The 15,359-nt window shown below is 56.9% G+C and carries 18 protein-coding genes; 13 read left to right on the top strand and 5 right to left on the bottom strand.

The window, feature by feature from the left end; all coding sequences use genetic code 11:
• Positions 1-286 precede the first annotated feature (286 nt).
• Genes ACQZ63_RS22830 through ACQZ63_RS22860 form a run of 7 tightly spaced genes read left to right on the top strand, consistent with a single transcriptional unit; the run spans position 287 to position 6,283 of the window.
• Positions 287-721: an acetyl-CoA carboxylase biotin carboxyl carrier protein gene (locus tag ACQZ63_RS22830; protein WP_065658785.1), complete on the top strand. Its 435-nt coding sequence runs from the start codon at positions 287-289 to the stop codon at positions 719-721.
• A gap of 29 nt (positions 722-750) precedes the next feature.
• Positions 751-2,109: an acetyl-CoA carboxylase biotin carboxylase subunit gene (locus ACQZ63_RS22835; protein WP_112182964.1), complete on the top strand. Its 1,359-nt coding sequence runs from the start codon at positions 751-753 to the stop codon at positions 2,107-2,109.
• Positions 2,106-2,534 (top strand): hypothetical protein, encoded by a 429-nt coding sequence (locus ACQZ63_RS22840; RefSeq protein ID WP_026330987.1) that lies wholly within the window; start codon positions 2,106-2,108, stop codon positions 2,532-2,534. The genes ACQZ63_RS22835 and ACQZ63_RS22840 overlap by 4 nt, the downstream gene beginning before the upstream one ends.
• The gene (pxpB, locus tag ACQZ63_RS22845; RefSeq protein ID WP_025595282.1) at positions 2,531-3,238 is read left to right on the top strand and encodes a 5-oxoprolinase subunit PxpB; all 708 of its coding nucleotides are present in this window, start codon (positions 2,531-2,533) and stop codon (positions 3,236-3,238) included. The genes ACQZ63_RS22840 and pxpB overlap by 4 nt, the downstream gene beginning before the upstream one ends.
• Positions 3,235-4,230 carry a 5-oxoprolinase subunit C family protein gene (locus ACQZ63_RS22850; protein WP_111788737.1) on the top strand — a complete coding sequence of 332 codons (996 nt, stop codon included), beginning with the start codon at positions 3,235-3,237 and terminating at the stop codon, positions 4,228-4,230. Before pxpB ends, ACQZ63_RS22850 begins: the two co-directional genes overlap by 4 nt.
• A 30-nt stretch (positions 4,231-4,260) precedes the next feature.
• Positions 4,261-5,028, top strand: coding sequence for a 5-oxoprolinase subunit PxpA (locus ACQZ63_RS22855; RefSeq protein WP_111802069.1), 768 nt, complete (start codon positions 4,261-4,263; stop codon positions 5,026-5,028).
• Between the two features lie 49 nt (positions 5,029-5,077).
• Positions 5,078-6,283: a pyridoxal phosphate-dependent aminotransferase gene (locus ACQZ63_RS22860; RefSeq protein WP_111802079.1), complete on the top strand. Its 1,206-nt coding sequence runs from the start codon at positions 5,078-5,080 to the stop codon at positions 6,281-6,283.
• 45 nt (positions 6,284-6,328) lie between these two features.
• Here the strand turns inward: ACQZ63_RS22860 and nac are convergent, their stop codons facing one another.
• Entirely contained in the window at positions 6,329-7,234 is a 906-nt protein-coding gene (gene nac, locus ACQZ63_RS22865; protein WP_003518016.1) for a nitrogen assimilation transcriptional regulator NAC, read from the bottom strand.
• Positions 7,235-7,444: 210 nt separating this feature from the next.
• On the opposite strand from nac, the gene ACQZ63_RS22870 reads away from it, so the two are divergent.
• The 6 genes from ACQZ63_RS22870 (at position 7,445) to ACQZ63_RS22895 (ending at position 12,084) form a co-directional block, all read left to right on the top strand.
• The gene (locus ACQZ63_RS22870; protein WP_003518017.1) at positions 7,445-8,224 is read left to right on the top strand and encodes an SDR family oxidoreductase; all 780 of its coding nucleotides are present in this window, start codon (positions 7,445-7,447) and stop codon (positions 8,222-8,224) included.
• A complete protein-coding gene (locus ACQZ63_RS22875) occupies positions 8,221-8,928 on the top strand; it encodes an amino acid ABC transporter permease (protein WP_111802068.1) in 708 nt (235 codons plus the stop codon). Before ACQZ63_RS22870 ends, ACQZ63_RS22875 begins: the two co-directional genes overlap by 4 nt.
• Positions 8,925-9,683 carry an amino acid ABC transporter permease gene (locus tag ACQZ63_RS22880; RefSeq protein ID WP_003518019.1) on the top strand — a complete coding sequence of 253 codons (759 nt, stop codon included), beginning with the start codon at positions 8,925-8,927 and terminating at the stop codon, positions 9,681-9,683. Before ACQZ63_RS22875 ends, ACQZ63_RS22880 begins: the two co-directional genes overlap by 4 nt.
• Positions 9,680-10,441, top strand: coding sequence for an amino acid ABC transporter ATP-binding protein (locus ACQZ63_RS22885; protein ID WP_003518020.1), 762 nt, complete (start codon positions 9,680-9,682; stop codon positions 10,439-10,441). The genes ACQZ63_RS22880 and ACQZ63_RS22885 overlap by 4 nt, the downstream gene beginning before the upstream one ends.
• A 30-nt stretch (positions 10,442-10,471) precedes the next feature.
• Complete coding sequence (locus ACQZ63_RS22890) at positions 10,472-11,308, top strand: ABC transporter substrate-binding protein (protein ID WP_111802067.1); 837 nt, start codon at positions 10,472-10,474, stop codon at positions 11,306-11,308.
• 101 nt (positions 11,309-11,409) lie between these two features.
• Positions 11,410-12,084, top strand: a complete 675-nt coding sequence (locus ACQZ63_RS22895) for a 4-carboxy-4-hydroxy-2-oxoadipate aldolase/oxaloacetate decarboxylase (protein WP_003518022.1) — start codon at positions 11,410-11,412, stop codon at positions 12,082-12,084.
• Positions 12,085-12,295: 211 nt separating this feature from the next.
• On the opposite strand, the gene speB is transcribed toward ACQZ63_RS22895, so the two are convergent.
• The 4 genes from speB to ACQZ63_RS22915 are packed head-to-tail and all read right to left on the bottom strand — an operon-like array spanning position 12,296 to position 15,350.
• The gene (speB, locus tag ACQZ63_RS22900; protein WP_111802066.1) at positions 12,296-13,249 is read right to left on the bottom strand and encodes an agmatinase; all 954 of its coding nucleotides are present in this window, start codon (positions 13,247-13,249) and stop codon (positions 12,296-12,298) included.
• A gap of 19 nt (positions 13,250-13,268) precedes the next feature.
• Positions 13,269-14,051 (bottom strand): amino acid ABC transporter ATP-binding protein, encoded by a 783-nt coding sequence (locus ACQZ63_RS22905; protein WP_111802065.1) that lies wholly within the window; start codon positions 14,049-14,051, stop codon positions 13,269-13,271.
• A 1-nt stretch (position 14,052) separates the two neighbouring features.
• Complete coding sequence (locus ACQZ63_RS22910; protein ID WP_003518030.1) at positions 14,053-14,703, bottom strand: amino acid ABC transporter permease; 651 nt, start codon at positions 14,701-14,703, stop codon at positions 14,053-14,055.
• Complete coding sequence (locus ACQZ63_RS22915) at positions 14,700-15,350, bottom strand: amino acid ABC transporter permease (protein WP_035199833.1); 651 nt, start codon at positions 15,348-15,350, stop codon at positions 14,700-14,702. The genes ACQZ63_RS22910 and ACQZ63_RS22915 overlap by 4 nt, the downstream gene beginning before the upstream one ends.
• Positions 15,351-15,359 lie beyond the last annotated feature (9 nt).

Consider the following 15,359-nt stretch of genomic DNA (forward strand, 5'->3'; position numbering starts at 1 on the left):
AAGCCCTCCCATCCCGGAGGGCACTTTGCGTTTAGAGCCTTGGATACCGCAAATGAATTGCTGGCGGTATAGCCACGTGGGGCTCTGATAGCGTGCAGCGGTCGATCCATTACGCCCACTCGAGCTTCGCGAACTCAACAGGCTCACGGCCCCAATTCATTGAACACCTCCATCAAAAGTTCTTCTGACCCCATCAAACAGCCTATCGTGCTAGGTCTAAGGCAGCCGAAAGTGACCCCGATCGTGCGGGATTACCGGGTGGCTTTGGACAATGCCGAGTACGCTTATGGACCTGCCGAAGATAAAGACGCTGATTGATTTTGTCGGACGAACGAACGTCACCGAACTCATGGTGACAGAGAAAAGCGTAACTGTGCGGATATTCAAAACCGCACCTCGAACAGAGACTGGCAGCAATGTCCCGGTCAAAGCCGAGGATGACGCGCTGATCGATCGGTCGGAGTCGATCCTTCCCGCCACCACATCGGCCACCTCCGTTCATGCCCCGATTTTTGGCGTTTTGCATCGCGCTTCCGCGCCTGGACAACCTTCATTTGTCGAGGCTGGAGATGTGGTCGAGGAGGGGCAGGCCCTCTTCATCATCGAAGCCATGAAAGTCTTCAATAAAATTGTTGCGCCACGCGCTGGCCGGATCACCTATCTGACGGAGGTTGATGGTGGCGAGGTTGAGGCCAATGATTTGCTGGCGGAGATCGCGTAGTGACGGAAGGTCTCAACACCACATCGGATATGCCGGGTTTCGACACGGTTCTGATTGCCAACCGGGGTGAAATTGCTGCACGCATTCAGCGCGCCTGCCGCGAATTGGGCTTGAAGACCGTAGCCATCTGCTCTGAGGCGGACAGGCAGGCTCCATATGGCCAAACGGCTGACACCTTCCTTTGTGTTGGCCCGGCGAATGCTGCCAAGAGCTATCTCAATCAGAATGCTATCTTAATCGCTGCCCGTCTGACGGGTGCGGGTGCGATCCATCCCGGTTATGGATTTCTGTCCGAAAATGCCGCCTTTTCTCAGGCTGTCGAAGATGCCGGTCTCGTATTCATCGGTCCGGACGCAAGGTCGATCTCCACGATGGGCGACAAGATCGCTGCCAAACGGGCAATGATTGCGGCCGGTGTGCCATGTGTACCGGGACCGGATACAGCGCTTCCCGAGGATGCTGCAACGGTTGAGCGTATCGCGAATGAGATCGGCTATCCAATCATCATCAAGGCTGCGGGCGGTGGTGGCGGGCGTGGCATGCGGGTGGTGCAGGAAGCTGCCTTGCTTCATGAAGCCATTACCTTGACGAGGGAGGAGGCGAGGCAGGCTTTTGGCTCTGCTGTCCTCTACATGGAGAAGTTTCTCCAGCATCCCCGTCATATCGAGATACAGGTCTTGTGCGACACGCACGGCAATGCCGTCTGGCTTGGTCACCGCGACTGTTCGATGCAACGTCGTCATCAAAAAGTGGTCGAAGAAGCGCCAGCGCCTGGAATTTTGGTCGATGTGATCCAGCCGGTTGGTATGGCTTGCGTCGAGGCTTGCCGGCAGATCGGCTATCGCGGGGTGGGAACTTTCGAATTCCTGTTTGAAGACGGCAAGTTCTATTTCATCGAGATGAATACGCGCTTGCAGGTCGAACATCCCGTCACGGAAATGACGAGCGGCATCGACATCGTTCAGGCCCAGATCAAGGCGGCGCAGGGTAAGCCTCTGGACTTGCGGCAGGCAGATGTTATCTGCGACGGACATTCTTTCGAATGCCGGATCAATGCCGAAGATCCTGATAAGTTTCTCCCCTCGGCAGGCATCGTGACCGATCTTGTGCTGCCGGAAGGAGAGGGGATTCGCGTCGATACCCATATCCATGTCGGCTACCGGGTGTCACCCTATTATGATTCCTTGATCGCCAAGTTGATCGTACATGCGCCGACCCGTGCTGAAGCCATGGTTAGGATGCGCCAAGCGCTTGCGGGTACACGGGTGGAGGGTATTTCGACCAATCTTCCGCCCCTGCGCGCCCTGTTTGAGGACGAGGCTTTTGCGCAGGGCGAAACAGACATTCACTATCTTGAACAATGGCTAAAAGAACGGAGCGCGGCATGAGCAGGCCCGACTTTAGCGACCCCGTCTTACTCACAGCTTTGACCGATATGCTGACGGATGCAGGCGTGGACGGCGTGGAAATCACGACGCCTGAGGGTCAGGTACGCATTATTGTTTCTGCCTCGGCAAGATCTGCAATTTCCGTCGCTGGCACTGTTTGCTCACCAAAGGCCGCTGTTTCGAAAGTGGTGGTAAAAGCGCCGATTGCCGGTCTCTTCTGCTCTTCTAAGCCTGCTCTGCCTGCAAAAATGCAAAATCTTCCGCGTTTGGTTGCTGCAGATGACGTGATTGGATTTATCCGGATCGACCACATTCTCATCCCCGTTGTCGCGGGTCGTAACGGTTCGCTCGTCAATCAGCTTGCCGTGCAGGATGCTCTGGTTGGTTTTGGTGATCCGCTGTTCGAAATCGAGCTTCAATCATGATTGCGACATCGAACACTCTAGCACCTCGTCACGAAATCCAGCCCGTCATCAAAGGCCAGGCGCGCGTTTCGTTCATAGGCTCCCGGTCATTCTTGCTCGAAGCATCCGGCGAATTTGATCTGCCAGCACAACGCTGGATCTGGGCGCTTTCGCAAACGGTAAAAGTCTGGGCAGGTGTTGCGGAAGTCATTCCCGGCATGACGAACCTTCTGGCGATTTTTAAGGAAACGCCTGAAGATCCAGAGTCCATCGTGTCTCAGTTGCTCGATGCCTGGGATAAAGCAGCCAGTCTGGATATTGTCGGGAAGACAGTTGAAATACCGGTACATTATGGGGGCGAATACGCTGCCGACCTTCCAGCCATCTGTGATTTTTCAGGGCTGAGCGACCGCGAAGTCGTGCGGATTCACCATGAGGCGACCTACCGCGTCTTCGCGCTTGGGAGCGCGCCGGGCTTTGGCTATCTGCATGGTCTTGATGCGCGCATCTATATGCCCCGAAAAACCGTGCCATCGATCAAGATGGAAAAGGGTTGCGTGACGATCGGTGGAATGCAGACGGGTGTGGCGATGTTGACCGGACCGAATGGGTGGAATTCCATCGGTTACGCCGATTTGCAGATGTTCGATCCCGCCTCTTCTGCGCCAGCTCTTTTGGCACCCGGAGATACGGTACGCTTCATACCTACAGGGATCGAGCTATGATCGAGATTATCGAAACCGGCCCCTTCAACACCGTGCAAGACCTCGGTCGCCCCGGTTACCGTGACATCGGAGTTTCTGCTGGCGGTGCCATGGATCCTCTGTCGCTTAAGATCGGCAATATTCTGACCGGTAATGCCGCAGATGCTGCCGTCATCGAGGTCCAGACTTTTCCATTCAGATTGCGTTTTACGAAAACAGCAACATTTGCCGTTACCGGGACGGATGGGCGCCCGTTGCTTGACGGGAAAGAGCTGCTTTCCTGGTGCGCTCATATCGGCAAGGAAGGTCAGATACTGGAACTGAGGCAGCCGCCGAAACTCGCCCGCGCCTATGTCGCGGTTACGGGCGGGGTGGACGTTCCGGTTTTGATGGGATCTCGAAGCACGGCACTGCGCGGCAGTTTCGGCGGTCACGATGGGCGACCGCTTGCAAAAGGTGACAGGCTGGAAATAGGGGCTTCCGCCGATCTGTTACCACTGCCATCAAACGGGCTTGGTGTAGTTGAGCCTTCCGTGGCTTTAAGCGATATTTTCCCGCCTGTAGTGGACGGCGTTTTGCCGATACGTGCTATTCCGGCCGGTGAACAAAAGCTGTTTGCCAATGATGGCGAGGAATTCTGGAGCCAGATCTGGCGCATATCCTCCCGCAGCGACCGGACCGGTTACCGGCTGTCGGGTGATCCTATAAAACCGACCGAAACCATCGAAATGCGTTCCCACGGTGTGATGCCGGGCGTTGTACAGGTGCCGCCAGGTGGCGAGCCGATCATCCAGATGAGCGATGCAAATACGGCGGGCGGTTATCCAAAGATTGCCGGCGTGATCGAAGCCGACCTGTGGCGGTTAGGACAGGCACGCGCGGGTGGGAAGATCAAATTCGTGAAGTCCAATCACGAGGAAGCGCGTGTGGCCGAGCGGGCAGTTGCGAAATACGTCGATGATGTTCGCCAGACCTCACAAATGGTCAAGCGAGCGCTGAATGCGATGGGTTGACGGACAACCAGGGAGCAAAGGGAGGAAACGATGAAGATTGATCTGAACTCCGACATGGGCGAAGGCTTCGGTCCTTACCGGCTCTGTGACGACGAAGCGATGATGAAGATCATATCGTCGGCTAATATTGCCTGTGGTTTTCATGGCGGCGAGCCAGATACCATGGCGCGAATGGTTCGCCTTGCCAAAGAAAATGGCGTTGGCATTGGCGCGCATCCGGGATTGCCTGATAGGGCGGGCTTCGGCCGACGCGAAATGCCCTTTCAGCCGGATGAGTTGAGACAGCAGATGCTCTATCAGCTCGGGGCCTTGATCGCGATTGCCAAAAGCGAAGGCGTCGAAGTCGGGCACTTCAGTTTTCATGCGGCCATGGGCAATATGGTCAATCGCGACCCGGCGCTTGCCGATTTGATGATGAATGCCATTTCTGCCGTTGATCCGAAGCTTGTGGTGTTCGTAACGCCGGACAGCGAAATCGAGAGAGCGGCAAAACGCGCTGGATTGAAGACCCTGGCATTGTTTTTGGCCGATCGCGCCTATGACGCCAAGGGAAGCCTTGTCGCGCGGGGTCTTCCCGGCGCGCTGGTCAAGGATGAACCATCGGTGCGCGCCCGTGTCCGCCGGTTCCTGACCAATAGCACGGTCGAAGCCATCGATGGCACGATCATCACAATGCCGGCTCGCTCCATCCTCGTCCACAGCGATACGCCCGGTTCGCTGGAGCTGGCGCGTATCGTGCGTAGTGAAATCAGCGCCTCCGGCGCAACGCTCGCGCCTGCCGCAGAACTCGCGTCTTAATGGGCCTCTGGTTGGCCCGTTCTCTAAATCTTACTGAAAGATCATGCAGATGCCCTCTACATCAGACCGCCTGAAAAACGTTTCCATCTCCGCTTCCGCCGCCATGACCCAACGCGCCAGAGAGCTCGCCGCGCAGGGTGTCAAGGTGGTCAGCCTCTCCTCAGGTGAACCGGACTTCCCGACGCCTGCTCACGCAATCGAGGCCGCGCACGAAGCAGCCCTTGGCGGGCAGACGAAATATCCACCGATGGATGGCACGCCTGCGCTCAAAGCCGCGATTGCCAGAAAGTTCAAGCGGGACAATAATCTGACATACGATGCCAGCCAGATCATCGTTTCCGCAGGCGGCAAACAGGTAATCTTCAACGCCATGCTTGCAACCTGCAATTCGGGCGACGAGGTCGTTATTCCCACCCCGTCATGGGTCAGCTATGCGGATATCGTCAAATTCGCAGGGGGTGTTCCCGTCGCTGTGCCGTGCGTCGAACAAACCGGTTTCAAACTGCGTGCCGAAGATTTGGAAGCTGCGATTACGCCACGTACGAAGTGGCTCATTCTCAATTTTCCCAACAACCCCACCGGCGCCGCCTGCTCCCGTGCGGAGATGAAAGCAATCGCAGAGGTTATGCTGCGTCATCCCCATGTCTGGATCCTGACTGACGATATTTACGAGCATCTTGTCTATGATGGCTTCGAATTCGGCACAATTGCCGATGTGGAGCCGCGGCTTTATGACCGCGTTCTGACAATGAACGGCGTGTCGAAGGCTTACGCCATGACGGGATGGCGTCTGGGCTATTGCGCCAGCGGCTCGAAGGAACTTATCGCCGCAATAAGCAATGTAAACGGTCAGAACGGCGGCGGCATTGCCACTGTTTCGCAGGCGGCAGCGATTGCAGCGCTGGACGGTCCCCAGGATCTTCTTAAAGAACGCGCCGCTATCTATCGCGACCGTCGCGATTTTGTTCTGAGCAAACTCGGCGAGATTGACGGTTTGCGCTGCCATAAGCCGGAAGGCGCTTTTTACCTCTATCCCAATATGTCTGGGCTTATCGGCAGGACCACCAAAGGCGGACGCAAAATCGAAGGCGATGTGGATTTTGTGATGGCGCTGGTGGATGAGCATCACGTGGCAACGGTACAGGGCGCCGCCTATGGTATGAGCCCATACTTTCGGATTTCCTATGCGACGAGCATGGAGATGTTGAGCGAAGGTTGCGCCCGCATTGCGCAGTTCTGCCAGGATATGCGTTGATCCTGAAAACGATCCTTTGGCTCGGTTGCCGGGCCAAAGGATACTCTAAAGTTTCAATTTTTCCGTCAGTTCCACCAGGATATCCTTGACAGCAAAAGCCGGCTCAGACAGCGAATTCTGGTCGGACATGCAGAGCGACAGTGTTTCTTCGATCCGTGGCGACAGCAGCCGGCAAATAAGTGGTTCGCTCGTTTCCGAGACGATCCGGTTGGCTATCGCTTTTGGCATGATGGTTGCGCCGAGACCACTGGCAACGGCGCGGGCAAGCGTCCTGACGATTTCCACTTCCGCGACGACCTTCAGATTGATCCGGCTGCGGGTAAATGCCGTGTCTACAGCGCGCCTGACAAAATTATACGCGGGTGGCATCAGCATGGGCATGCCATCAAGCGCGGCGATCGGCACCGGTTTTGAATCCGCTTCGATTGCGAAATCGCGATGTGCGACAAGATAAAATTCTTCGCTGAGCATGGGCTCGAATTTTACGCCCTTGATTGGTCCGACGCCGTGGATCAAGGCCAGTTCCAGACGTCCATTCATGATCATCTGGCTATAGGTTTGTCCCACACTTTCCGTCAGGTGGATCAATATCCCCGGATGTCGCTTGCGCGTTTCCGCCAACAGCTCCACGGAAAGCGTTGCAGCGCTGCTGAATGGGACGAGACCGACAGAGACGCGTCCCGCAATTGAGTTACCCGCCGCCGATACGTCAACCTGCGCCTGTTCCATCTGGCGCAATATGATCTGTGCATGGCGGTAAACGGCATGTCCCGCATCCGTCATCGTCACGCCCTGCTGGCTGCGGATGAGCAATTTCTGGCCGAAATGATCTTCAAGCGCGGCTAGTTGCTGGCTGAGTGCCGGTTGCGCCAGATGCAGAATATCTGCGGCGCGCGTGATGCTGCCACTGTCTACGATGACGATGAATGATTTGAGACGTCTTATATCCATGCTTGGCGCAGCTTACAGGCTCGCACGCGTTTTGCAATCTGGGCGCCAGAGCGGAAAGCTCCTGACTGGAACAAGAACATCCCGGAATTCCGTCTCTAATTGCCTGTTTGCGGGTCTCCATAAAACTTACTTATTACTCCAAAAATAATCGGTCTTAGGCAAGCAGGGAAAGCTTCGCTAGTGTTGATGGTAACAAAAAAGGGGATCAGAATGCCATTCTCCGATTACAAGACCGCTTTGGTCACCGGTGCTTCATCCGGTATCGGTGCCGCTGTCGTAGAGCGGTTTTGCCGCGAAAACATTGAAGTCCACGCGGTTGCCCGCAGCGCCGGCGCCCTGAATGAACTCGCCGAACGCACCGGATGCATACCGCACGCGATCGACGTTACCGATCGCGCTGCAATTGCCGATCTTGCAAACAAGGTGCAGTTCGACATTCTCGTGAACAATGCCGGCGTCGACAGGCCGAAGAAGTTCCTTCAGGCTGATGCGGAGGATATCGACCTTTTGATCGATGTGAATCTCCGTGCCGTTCTCCACATCTGCCGGCTGATTGTTCCGGGCATGGTGGAGCGTGATCGCGGGCATGTCGTCAATATCTCGTCCATCGCCGGAAACTATAATTTCGGCGGCAACTCGACCTATCATGCCGTTAAAGCTGGTGTCGCCATGCTTTCGAACCAGTTGAGGCTGGATGCATTCGGCAGACGCGTCCGCGTAACGGAGATCTGCCCCGGCCGCGTGGCGACGGATATCTTCACTCACGTTCACGGCAACGATCCGAGCGTGCGCGAGCGCTTCATCGATGGTTTCGAGTTGCCGAAAGCGGAAGATATTGCCGACGCGATAGCCTTTGCCGTTGCCGCGCCAGTTTCCATGAATATCGGCCATATGGAAATCACCCCGACATTGCAGGTTATGGGCGGACTTCAGACGGCCAAACCGCAGACTGTGGCGCAAGCTGACGCAGCGAAGGAACAAAAGCCGTGAGCGGTTTCGACCTGTCGGCAATCCTGAGCGACCCGCAATATATTGCAATGCTTTGGCACGGATTGCATATGACCTTCGTCATCTTTATCGGGTCATGGTCTCTCGCCATGACGCTCGCGCTGGTCCTGTTATGCGTGCGGTTTTCATCGTCGCGTTTTGCTGATCGCGCCGTGGCGGCCTATGTTTCCTACCACCGCAATGTGCCCACACTCGTGCAATTGATGCTGTGGTACTTCGGGATATTCACGCTCCTGCCTTCAGGTTTGACGGACTGGCTGATCGGTCACAATGCCGAAGCGATCTTTGCCGTGGTGGGTCTTGGTCTCTGTCAGGCAGCCTATTTCAGTGAGGATCTGCGTTCAGGCCTGCGCTCCGTCAGCCCGGGACAGATGGAAGCGGCCAAGGCATTGGGCCACGGTTATCTCTCCGCGATGCGCTTCATCATCATGCCGCAAGGCGTGCGCAATGCCCTGCCGCCGCTCATCAATCACAGTGTCTCCCTGTTCAAGAACAGCAGCCTCGCCCTCATTATCGGCGCTTCCGAATTGACGCATGCCATCAAGGAAATTGAAAATCTCAGCTTCCAGACCTTCGAGATCTATCTTGTCGGAACCGTTCTGTACCTCTTCTTCTCGCTGTTGATCATGGGTGCCGGTGCGTATCTTTCGATGCGCCTTGATCCGGCGTGGAGGGCACGCGGATGATCGGCGACATGATTACCATCGTTCATGACAACTGGTTGCTGCTGCTGATCGGGCAATATCCGAACGGCCCGCTTGGAGGGCTTGCGAACACGATCATCCTGTCTGCCCTTGCCATCGCACTGGCCTTTCCTGTCAGCATCCTTATGGCGATGGCGCGCCTGTCCAAGTGGCGGCTCCTGCGGTGGCCGGTAACGGGGCTGGTCTATGTCACGCGCGGCGTGCCTTTGCTCATGCTCATCCTTTGGAGTTATTTCCTCGTTCCGCTCTGGACCGGCGCAGACGTGCCGAGCTTCGTCATCATGTTGACGACGCTTGTCATCTATCAGGGCGCATTTCTCAGCGAAGTCGTAAGAGCGGGTATTGTCGCTCTTGGTGCGGGGCAGATGGATGCGGCGAGAGCGCTTGGCCACAGCTATCTCGGTGCAATGCGCTTCATCATCTTGCCGCAGGCGCTTTACAACATGATCCCCAGCATGATCTCGACATTCGTCGCCACGATCAAGGATACGACGCTCGGTTACGTCATCAACGTACCCGACCTCACCTTTGCGGCAAGTCAGGTCAATAATCAGCTTCTGACCCAACCATTCCAGGTCTTCCTCATCCTCGCGGTTGTCTACTACGCCATTTGCTGGAGCTTGACGTATCTCGCAAATGCCGTCGAGCGGCGTATCGCCAAACGCCGTGCCGGTGTGGTCGGTCGCCGGCAACAGGCATTGCAGGCGCAGGCAAAAATCATAACGGAGCAGCCATGACAAACACGGCATCATCAACACAGCAGACCATCCGCATTTCCAATGTCTGCAAGAGTTATGGCGACTACGAGGTTTTGAAGAATGTCGACGCCGAAGTCGCGCGGGGCGAGGTTATCGTCATCTGCGGCCCTTCCGGCTCCGGCAAATCCACATTGATCCGTACCGTCAATCGTCTCGAAGAGATCAACAGCGGATCCATCACGCTCGATGGGCAGGATATTCACGCGGCAACCAAGACAAAGGAACTCAATCTTCTGCGCAGCAGAGTTGGTTTTGTGTTCCAGAATTTCAATCTCTTCCCGCACCTGTCCGTTGTCGAAAATGTCACGATTTCCCCGATCCGGGTGAAAGGCGTCGCACCTGATGTTGCCCGCCAGAAAGCTTTGAAGCTTCTGGATCGGGTAGGCCTCTCCGACAAGGCCGGGGCCTATCCGGGGCAATTGTCCGGTGGTCAGCAGCAGCGCGTGGCAATTGCGCGTGCGCTGGCCATGGAGCCGCCCGTCATGTTGTTCGATGAACCGACAAGCGCTCTCGACCCGGAAATGGTTGGAGAGGTGCTGGCCGTCATGAAGGGGCTCGCGGCAGAGGGCATGACCATGCTTTGCGTGACCCACGAAATGGGCTTTGCCCGTGAAGTTGCCGACCGCATCTGGTTCATCGACGCCGGCGAAATTCTCGAAAAAGCGACGCCGGAAGAGTTTTTTACAGCACCACGCCATCCGCGCGCGCAGCGGTTCCTTTCCGATCTGCGCCACTGATACCAATCAATCATAAGAGGAGAACTGACCATGAACTGGAAATGCCTGACACTTACCGTTGCACTGGCTGGAACCGCTCTCGCGTCACCAGCGGCGGCTGATCAACTCGATACGATCATGGCGAACAAGGTGCTTCGTTGCGCAACCTTTGCTGATGTCGTGCCATTCGCGGCACCCGATCCGAAGACCCGTGAAATGGCCGGTTTTGACGTTGATCTTTGCAACGCGATCGCCAAGGAACTGGGCGTGAAGGCCGAAGTCAAACCGGTGTCGGTGGAAGCCCGTGTGCCGGAAGTCAAGCTTGGCCGCGTCGATATCACTGTCGCCAATCTCGCCTACACACAAAGCCGCGCCGAGCAGATTCAGTTCAGCGATCCCTATTATCTCGCCAAGGAAATGCTCATCGTGCCGGTTGATGATGCCGGCAAGAAGAAGTCGGATTACGAAGGCCAGCGTGTCGCCTCCACCAAGGGCTCGACCTCTGAAATGTCTATCAAGCTCAACAAGTCCGAGCCGCTGACCTTCCAGGATACTGCCTCTGCCTATCTTGCCGTTCAGCAGGGCAAGGCGCGGGGTATGGTGGCCAACACCATGACCACCACCAAGTTCGTCAATGAATCGAAGATCAAGGGCAAACCGATGCGCATGATCGAGGAGCCGATGCTCTATCAGCCGATCGGTGTCGGCATGGCAAAGGACAATCCTGCCCTCACAGCGAAAATCAATGAAGTGCTGCGCACACTCGACGCCTCCGGCGAGATAAACAAAATCTGGGACAAGTGGCTTGGCCCGAATACCGAATACAAAATGACCCGTACGGACAAGGTCGTCCCGCTCTCCGAGCTGAAATTCGACCCGATCCCCTGATCCCGCCTGGCTTCAAGCCACGGCAACGATTGACACATGACAATTAAACTCAATGCGAGTGGCGGGACGTTCCCGCCGCCAGCCTTACCGTGGGAGGTTTTATGATCCACATTAAAGATATAGCAGAACGGCCAAGCAAGGCAGACATCGAAGCCCTTTCGAAGTTTTCGCCGGCAACCATCCACGAGGCACAGGGTCGCAGGGGCGCACTTTCCTCCCGCATCAAGCCTGTCGATTACCGCATGAAACTGTGTGGTCCCGCTTTTACCGTCAAATGCGCGCCGCGTGACAACATCATGTTGCAGCTGGCCATTAATTACGCCAAGCCCGGCGACATCATCGTGGTTTCAGCTGGTGAGTACGAAGAGGCTGGTTCCTTTGGCGACGTGCTGGCAAATGCCTGCCTTGCAAAGGGGATCGGTGGTCTGGTGACGGATACCGGTGTGCGTGACACCTTGCAGCTTCGAGACCTTGGCTTCCCTGTGTTCTCGTTCAGCGTCTGCATCAAGGGTACCGTCAAGGAAACGATTGCCGCAGTAAACGATACGATCATCATTGGCGATGAGATCGTCAATCCCGGCGACATCATTGTTGGCGATGCGGACGGTTTGGTGGTTGTGCGTCGTGCTGACGCTCAGGAATCGGCACGTCTTTCGCAAATTCGCGAAGATGCTGAAGCGGGCTTCATTGAAGCTTACAAGCAGGGCAAATCCGTTATCGAGGTTAGCAATCTGGAGCCCGTCCTGAAGGCAAAGGGGCTTGTCGTCGATATCTGATTTTTGCGTGGTGCAGCGAGGCGCGTTTGGCGTTTTTGGACTTTTAAAACCGTCGCAACCATAGCTACAATCAATGCAAACAAAAGCCCTTCCCCCGTGGAGGGCTTTTGGCTTCACGTCTGACGAGACCATCGAACTCCAGGAAGCCCCAAGGGCGGCCCTTCTTGCGCGCTGCGTGTCCAAGGATCCAGTACCGGCGGATCGCGGTTTTTTATGCGTTCCGAGCTATGAAGATGCGTCCGATCGTGTTGAGCAGAATCTGCGCAGCCAGAATGGCGGTGGAGCCGGTGTGATCGTAATCAGGCGCGACCTCGACCAGATCAATGCCGACGATCTCGCCACGCTTCGCAAGACCTGCAATCAGTTCCAGTACCTCGTAATAGATGAAGCCGCCATGGCTCGGGGTCCCGGTTCCTGGCGCGATGGACGGGTCGAAGCCATCGATATCGATCGAAAGATAATAGCGCTTGCCCGCGGGGATGCGCTCCACTACGGCGTCCACGCCGAGTTTGCGGATCTGGCGCACGGAGAGAATATCCGAGCCCTGGGAGCGGGCATAGTCGTATCCTTCCTTTGCGGTGGAGGAGACGTTGCGGATACCGAGCTGGGTCATTCCGGTGACCCACGGTTTTTCCGAGGCGCGGCGCATGGGGCTGCCATGTCCGAAGCGGACGCCGTGACGCTCATCGACGAAATCCAGATGCGCGTCGATCTGCACCAAATGGATCGGCTCCTGATCGCTGAAGGCATTGATGCAGGGGATGTTGATGGAGTGGTCTCCGCCAAGCACTACAGGCAAGGCGCCGGCTTTAAGGATTTTGCGGACGCCGAACTCGATATTCGCGTGGCTGTTCACCGTATCGGTATGAACAATGTCGGCGTCGCCTATATCGACGATCTTCACGCCTTCCAGATATGTGACGTCGTCCTCGTGATCGTAGGCGCCCGCGTGGCCGAAGGAAAACAGGGTGGAGGCCTCACGGATGCTGCGCGGCCCGAAGCGGGCGCCGGGGCGCCATTGCGTCCCAAAATCGAACGGGGCACCGACAACCGCTACATCCGCGTCGATCGCGTCCCAGTTTTCGACGTAGGGACTTTTGGCAAAGGTGGAAATACCGACGAATGGCAGGTTCAATCGTCCGCCGTCATAGCCGTGGGCAGTCATGGAGATGTCCTTTCAGATATCAAAGTGCGCGCTCGCGCCAGGTTTGCAGAAATTGTGAAAGGCGTTCGCTCTTCGGATTACTGAAAAGCGTCTGCGGCGCGCCTTCCTCGACGATCTCGCCGTCATCCATGAAGACGACACGGTTGGCCGCATGCGCGGCAAAACCCATTTCGTGCGTGACGATGACCATGGTCATTCCTTCCGCCGCGAGCGTCTTCATGACGGAAAGCACTTCACCGACAAGTTCGGGATCGAGTGCGGAGGTCGGTTCGTCGAACAGCATGGCGCGGGGGTTCACCGCCAGTGCGCGGGCGATGGCGACGCGTTGCTTCTGCCCACCAGACAGGCCGTCGGGTCGGCGGTCAGCGAAAGCGGCAAGCCCGACTTTATCCAGCATGGCGCGGCCGCGCTTTATCGCTTCGGCCTGGGGAAGACCATGGACGAGCCTGAGCGCCAATGTCACGTTTTTGATGACGCTCATATGCGGCCACAGATGAAAGTGCTGAAAGACCATTCCAAGCGGGCGGCGCGTCTCTGCCAGTTCTTTCGGACCGGCGCGTTCGCGGCCAAGCGGGGTTTCACGCCAGCCGATCAGGCGGCCGAAGACATCGACATCACCCGCGTCATAGGGATCGAGAAATGCAAGCGAGCGCAGAAGCGTGCTCTTGCCCGATCCCGAAGGTCCGATGATGCACAGGACATCACCCATATGAATGTCGAGATCGATGCCTTTCAGAACGGTCTTGTCACCGAACCTTTTCTCCAGGCCGCGCGCGGAAATAACAACTGTTCGTTCGCTCATGTCAGGAGCCTTCGGTGGAAAGGCGGCGTTCGAGATAGAGGCCGAGCCGCGACAGGATTTCGACGATTGCCCAGTAGAGCAGGGCAATGGTGAGATAAGGGGTTACGACCGCGAAGGTGATCGAGCTGATCGTACCGGCGACCTTGGTCAGCTCGCTGAGCGTGATGACGGACAGAACGGCGGATTCCTTGACGAGATTAATGGCCTGGCCGACGGAAGCCGGCAGCGTCAGTGCCAGCGCCTGCGGCATCTGGATGTGGAGAAAGGTGTCGCCGGAGGTAATGCCCAGCATTCCCGCCGCTTCGATCTCGCCTCTTGGAACGGCATTGAAACCGGCGCGGAAAATCTCCGCAAAGGGGCCAGCGCCATAGAGGCCGAGACCGACGATGCCGGCGGCATAGGGGCTGAGGATCAGCCCCAATTGCGGGCCGCCATAATAGAAAAGAAACAGGATCAGCGCGAGCGGCGCGCCGCGGGCAAACTCCACATAAAGCCTTACCGGCAGGGAGATGGCCATGTACCGCGACCGTAGCGCCGCAGCCAGCACGATACCGATGATGACGGCCAGCGCGATACCCGCAATGGAAACTGTCAGTGTTGTGAACAACCCGGCCGCATAGAGAGGAATATCGTTCAGGAAGCCGGAAATCATCGCGTCGCTCCCTTTGTCAGGTGGCGTTCGACAAGGAGGCCTATTCCCGCAAGCAGCGCTCCAACCGCGACATAAAGCAGGAGAGCCGAGAGATAGGCGTCGAGTGGCCGGAAGGTGGTTGCTGCATATTGCTGGGCACGGCGCGTCAAGTCGGTGACGGCGATGACCGAAACGAGTGAGGAGTTCTTCACGAGAGCCTGTATCTCGCCGACAAGTGCCGGCAACATGGTTCTGAAGGCCTGAGGCACTTCAATGTGCAGGAATGTACGACCTGCGGAAAGGCCGAGCATGGCGGCGGCTTCCCGTTCTCCCTTTGGAATGGATTGCAGGCCTGCCCTGTATATCTCCGACTGGAAGGCGGCTGTGTTTAGCGCCAGCGCCAAAGTTGCGGCAGCAACCGGCGTCAGATCCAGCCCCAGAAGTGGCAGGACGTAGAAGACGATCAGCAGCTGGACTAGAATGGGCGTGCCTCGCCAGAAGGAGATGTAGAGACCGGATGCCAGGCGGGGCAGGCGGCCGCTGCGACCGCAGGCCGCGAGGAGAAGGGCCAGCGGCGCTCCCAGAAGAAGCGCCGAAAGGCTGACGGTCAGCGTGGTGAAGAGGCCGTCCACAAGAACCGGCCAGATGGCAAAAGATATCTTGTCCATGACCGGTTC

The organism is Agrobacterium sp. CG160-95 (assembly GCF_053521725.1).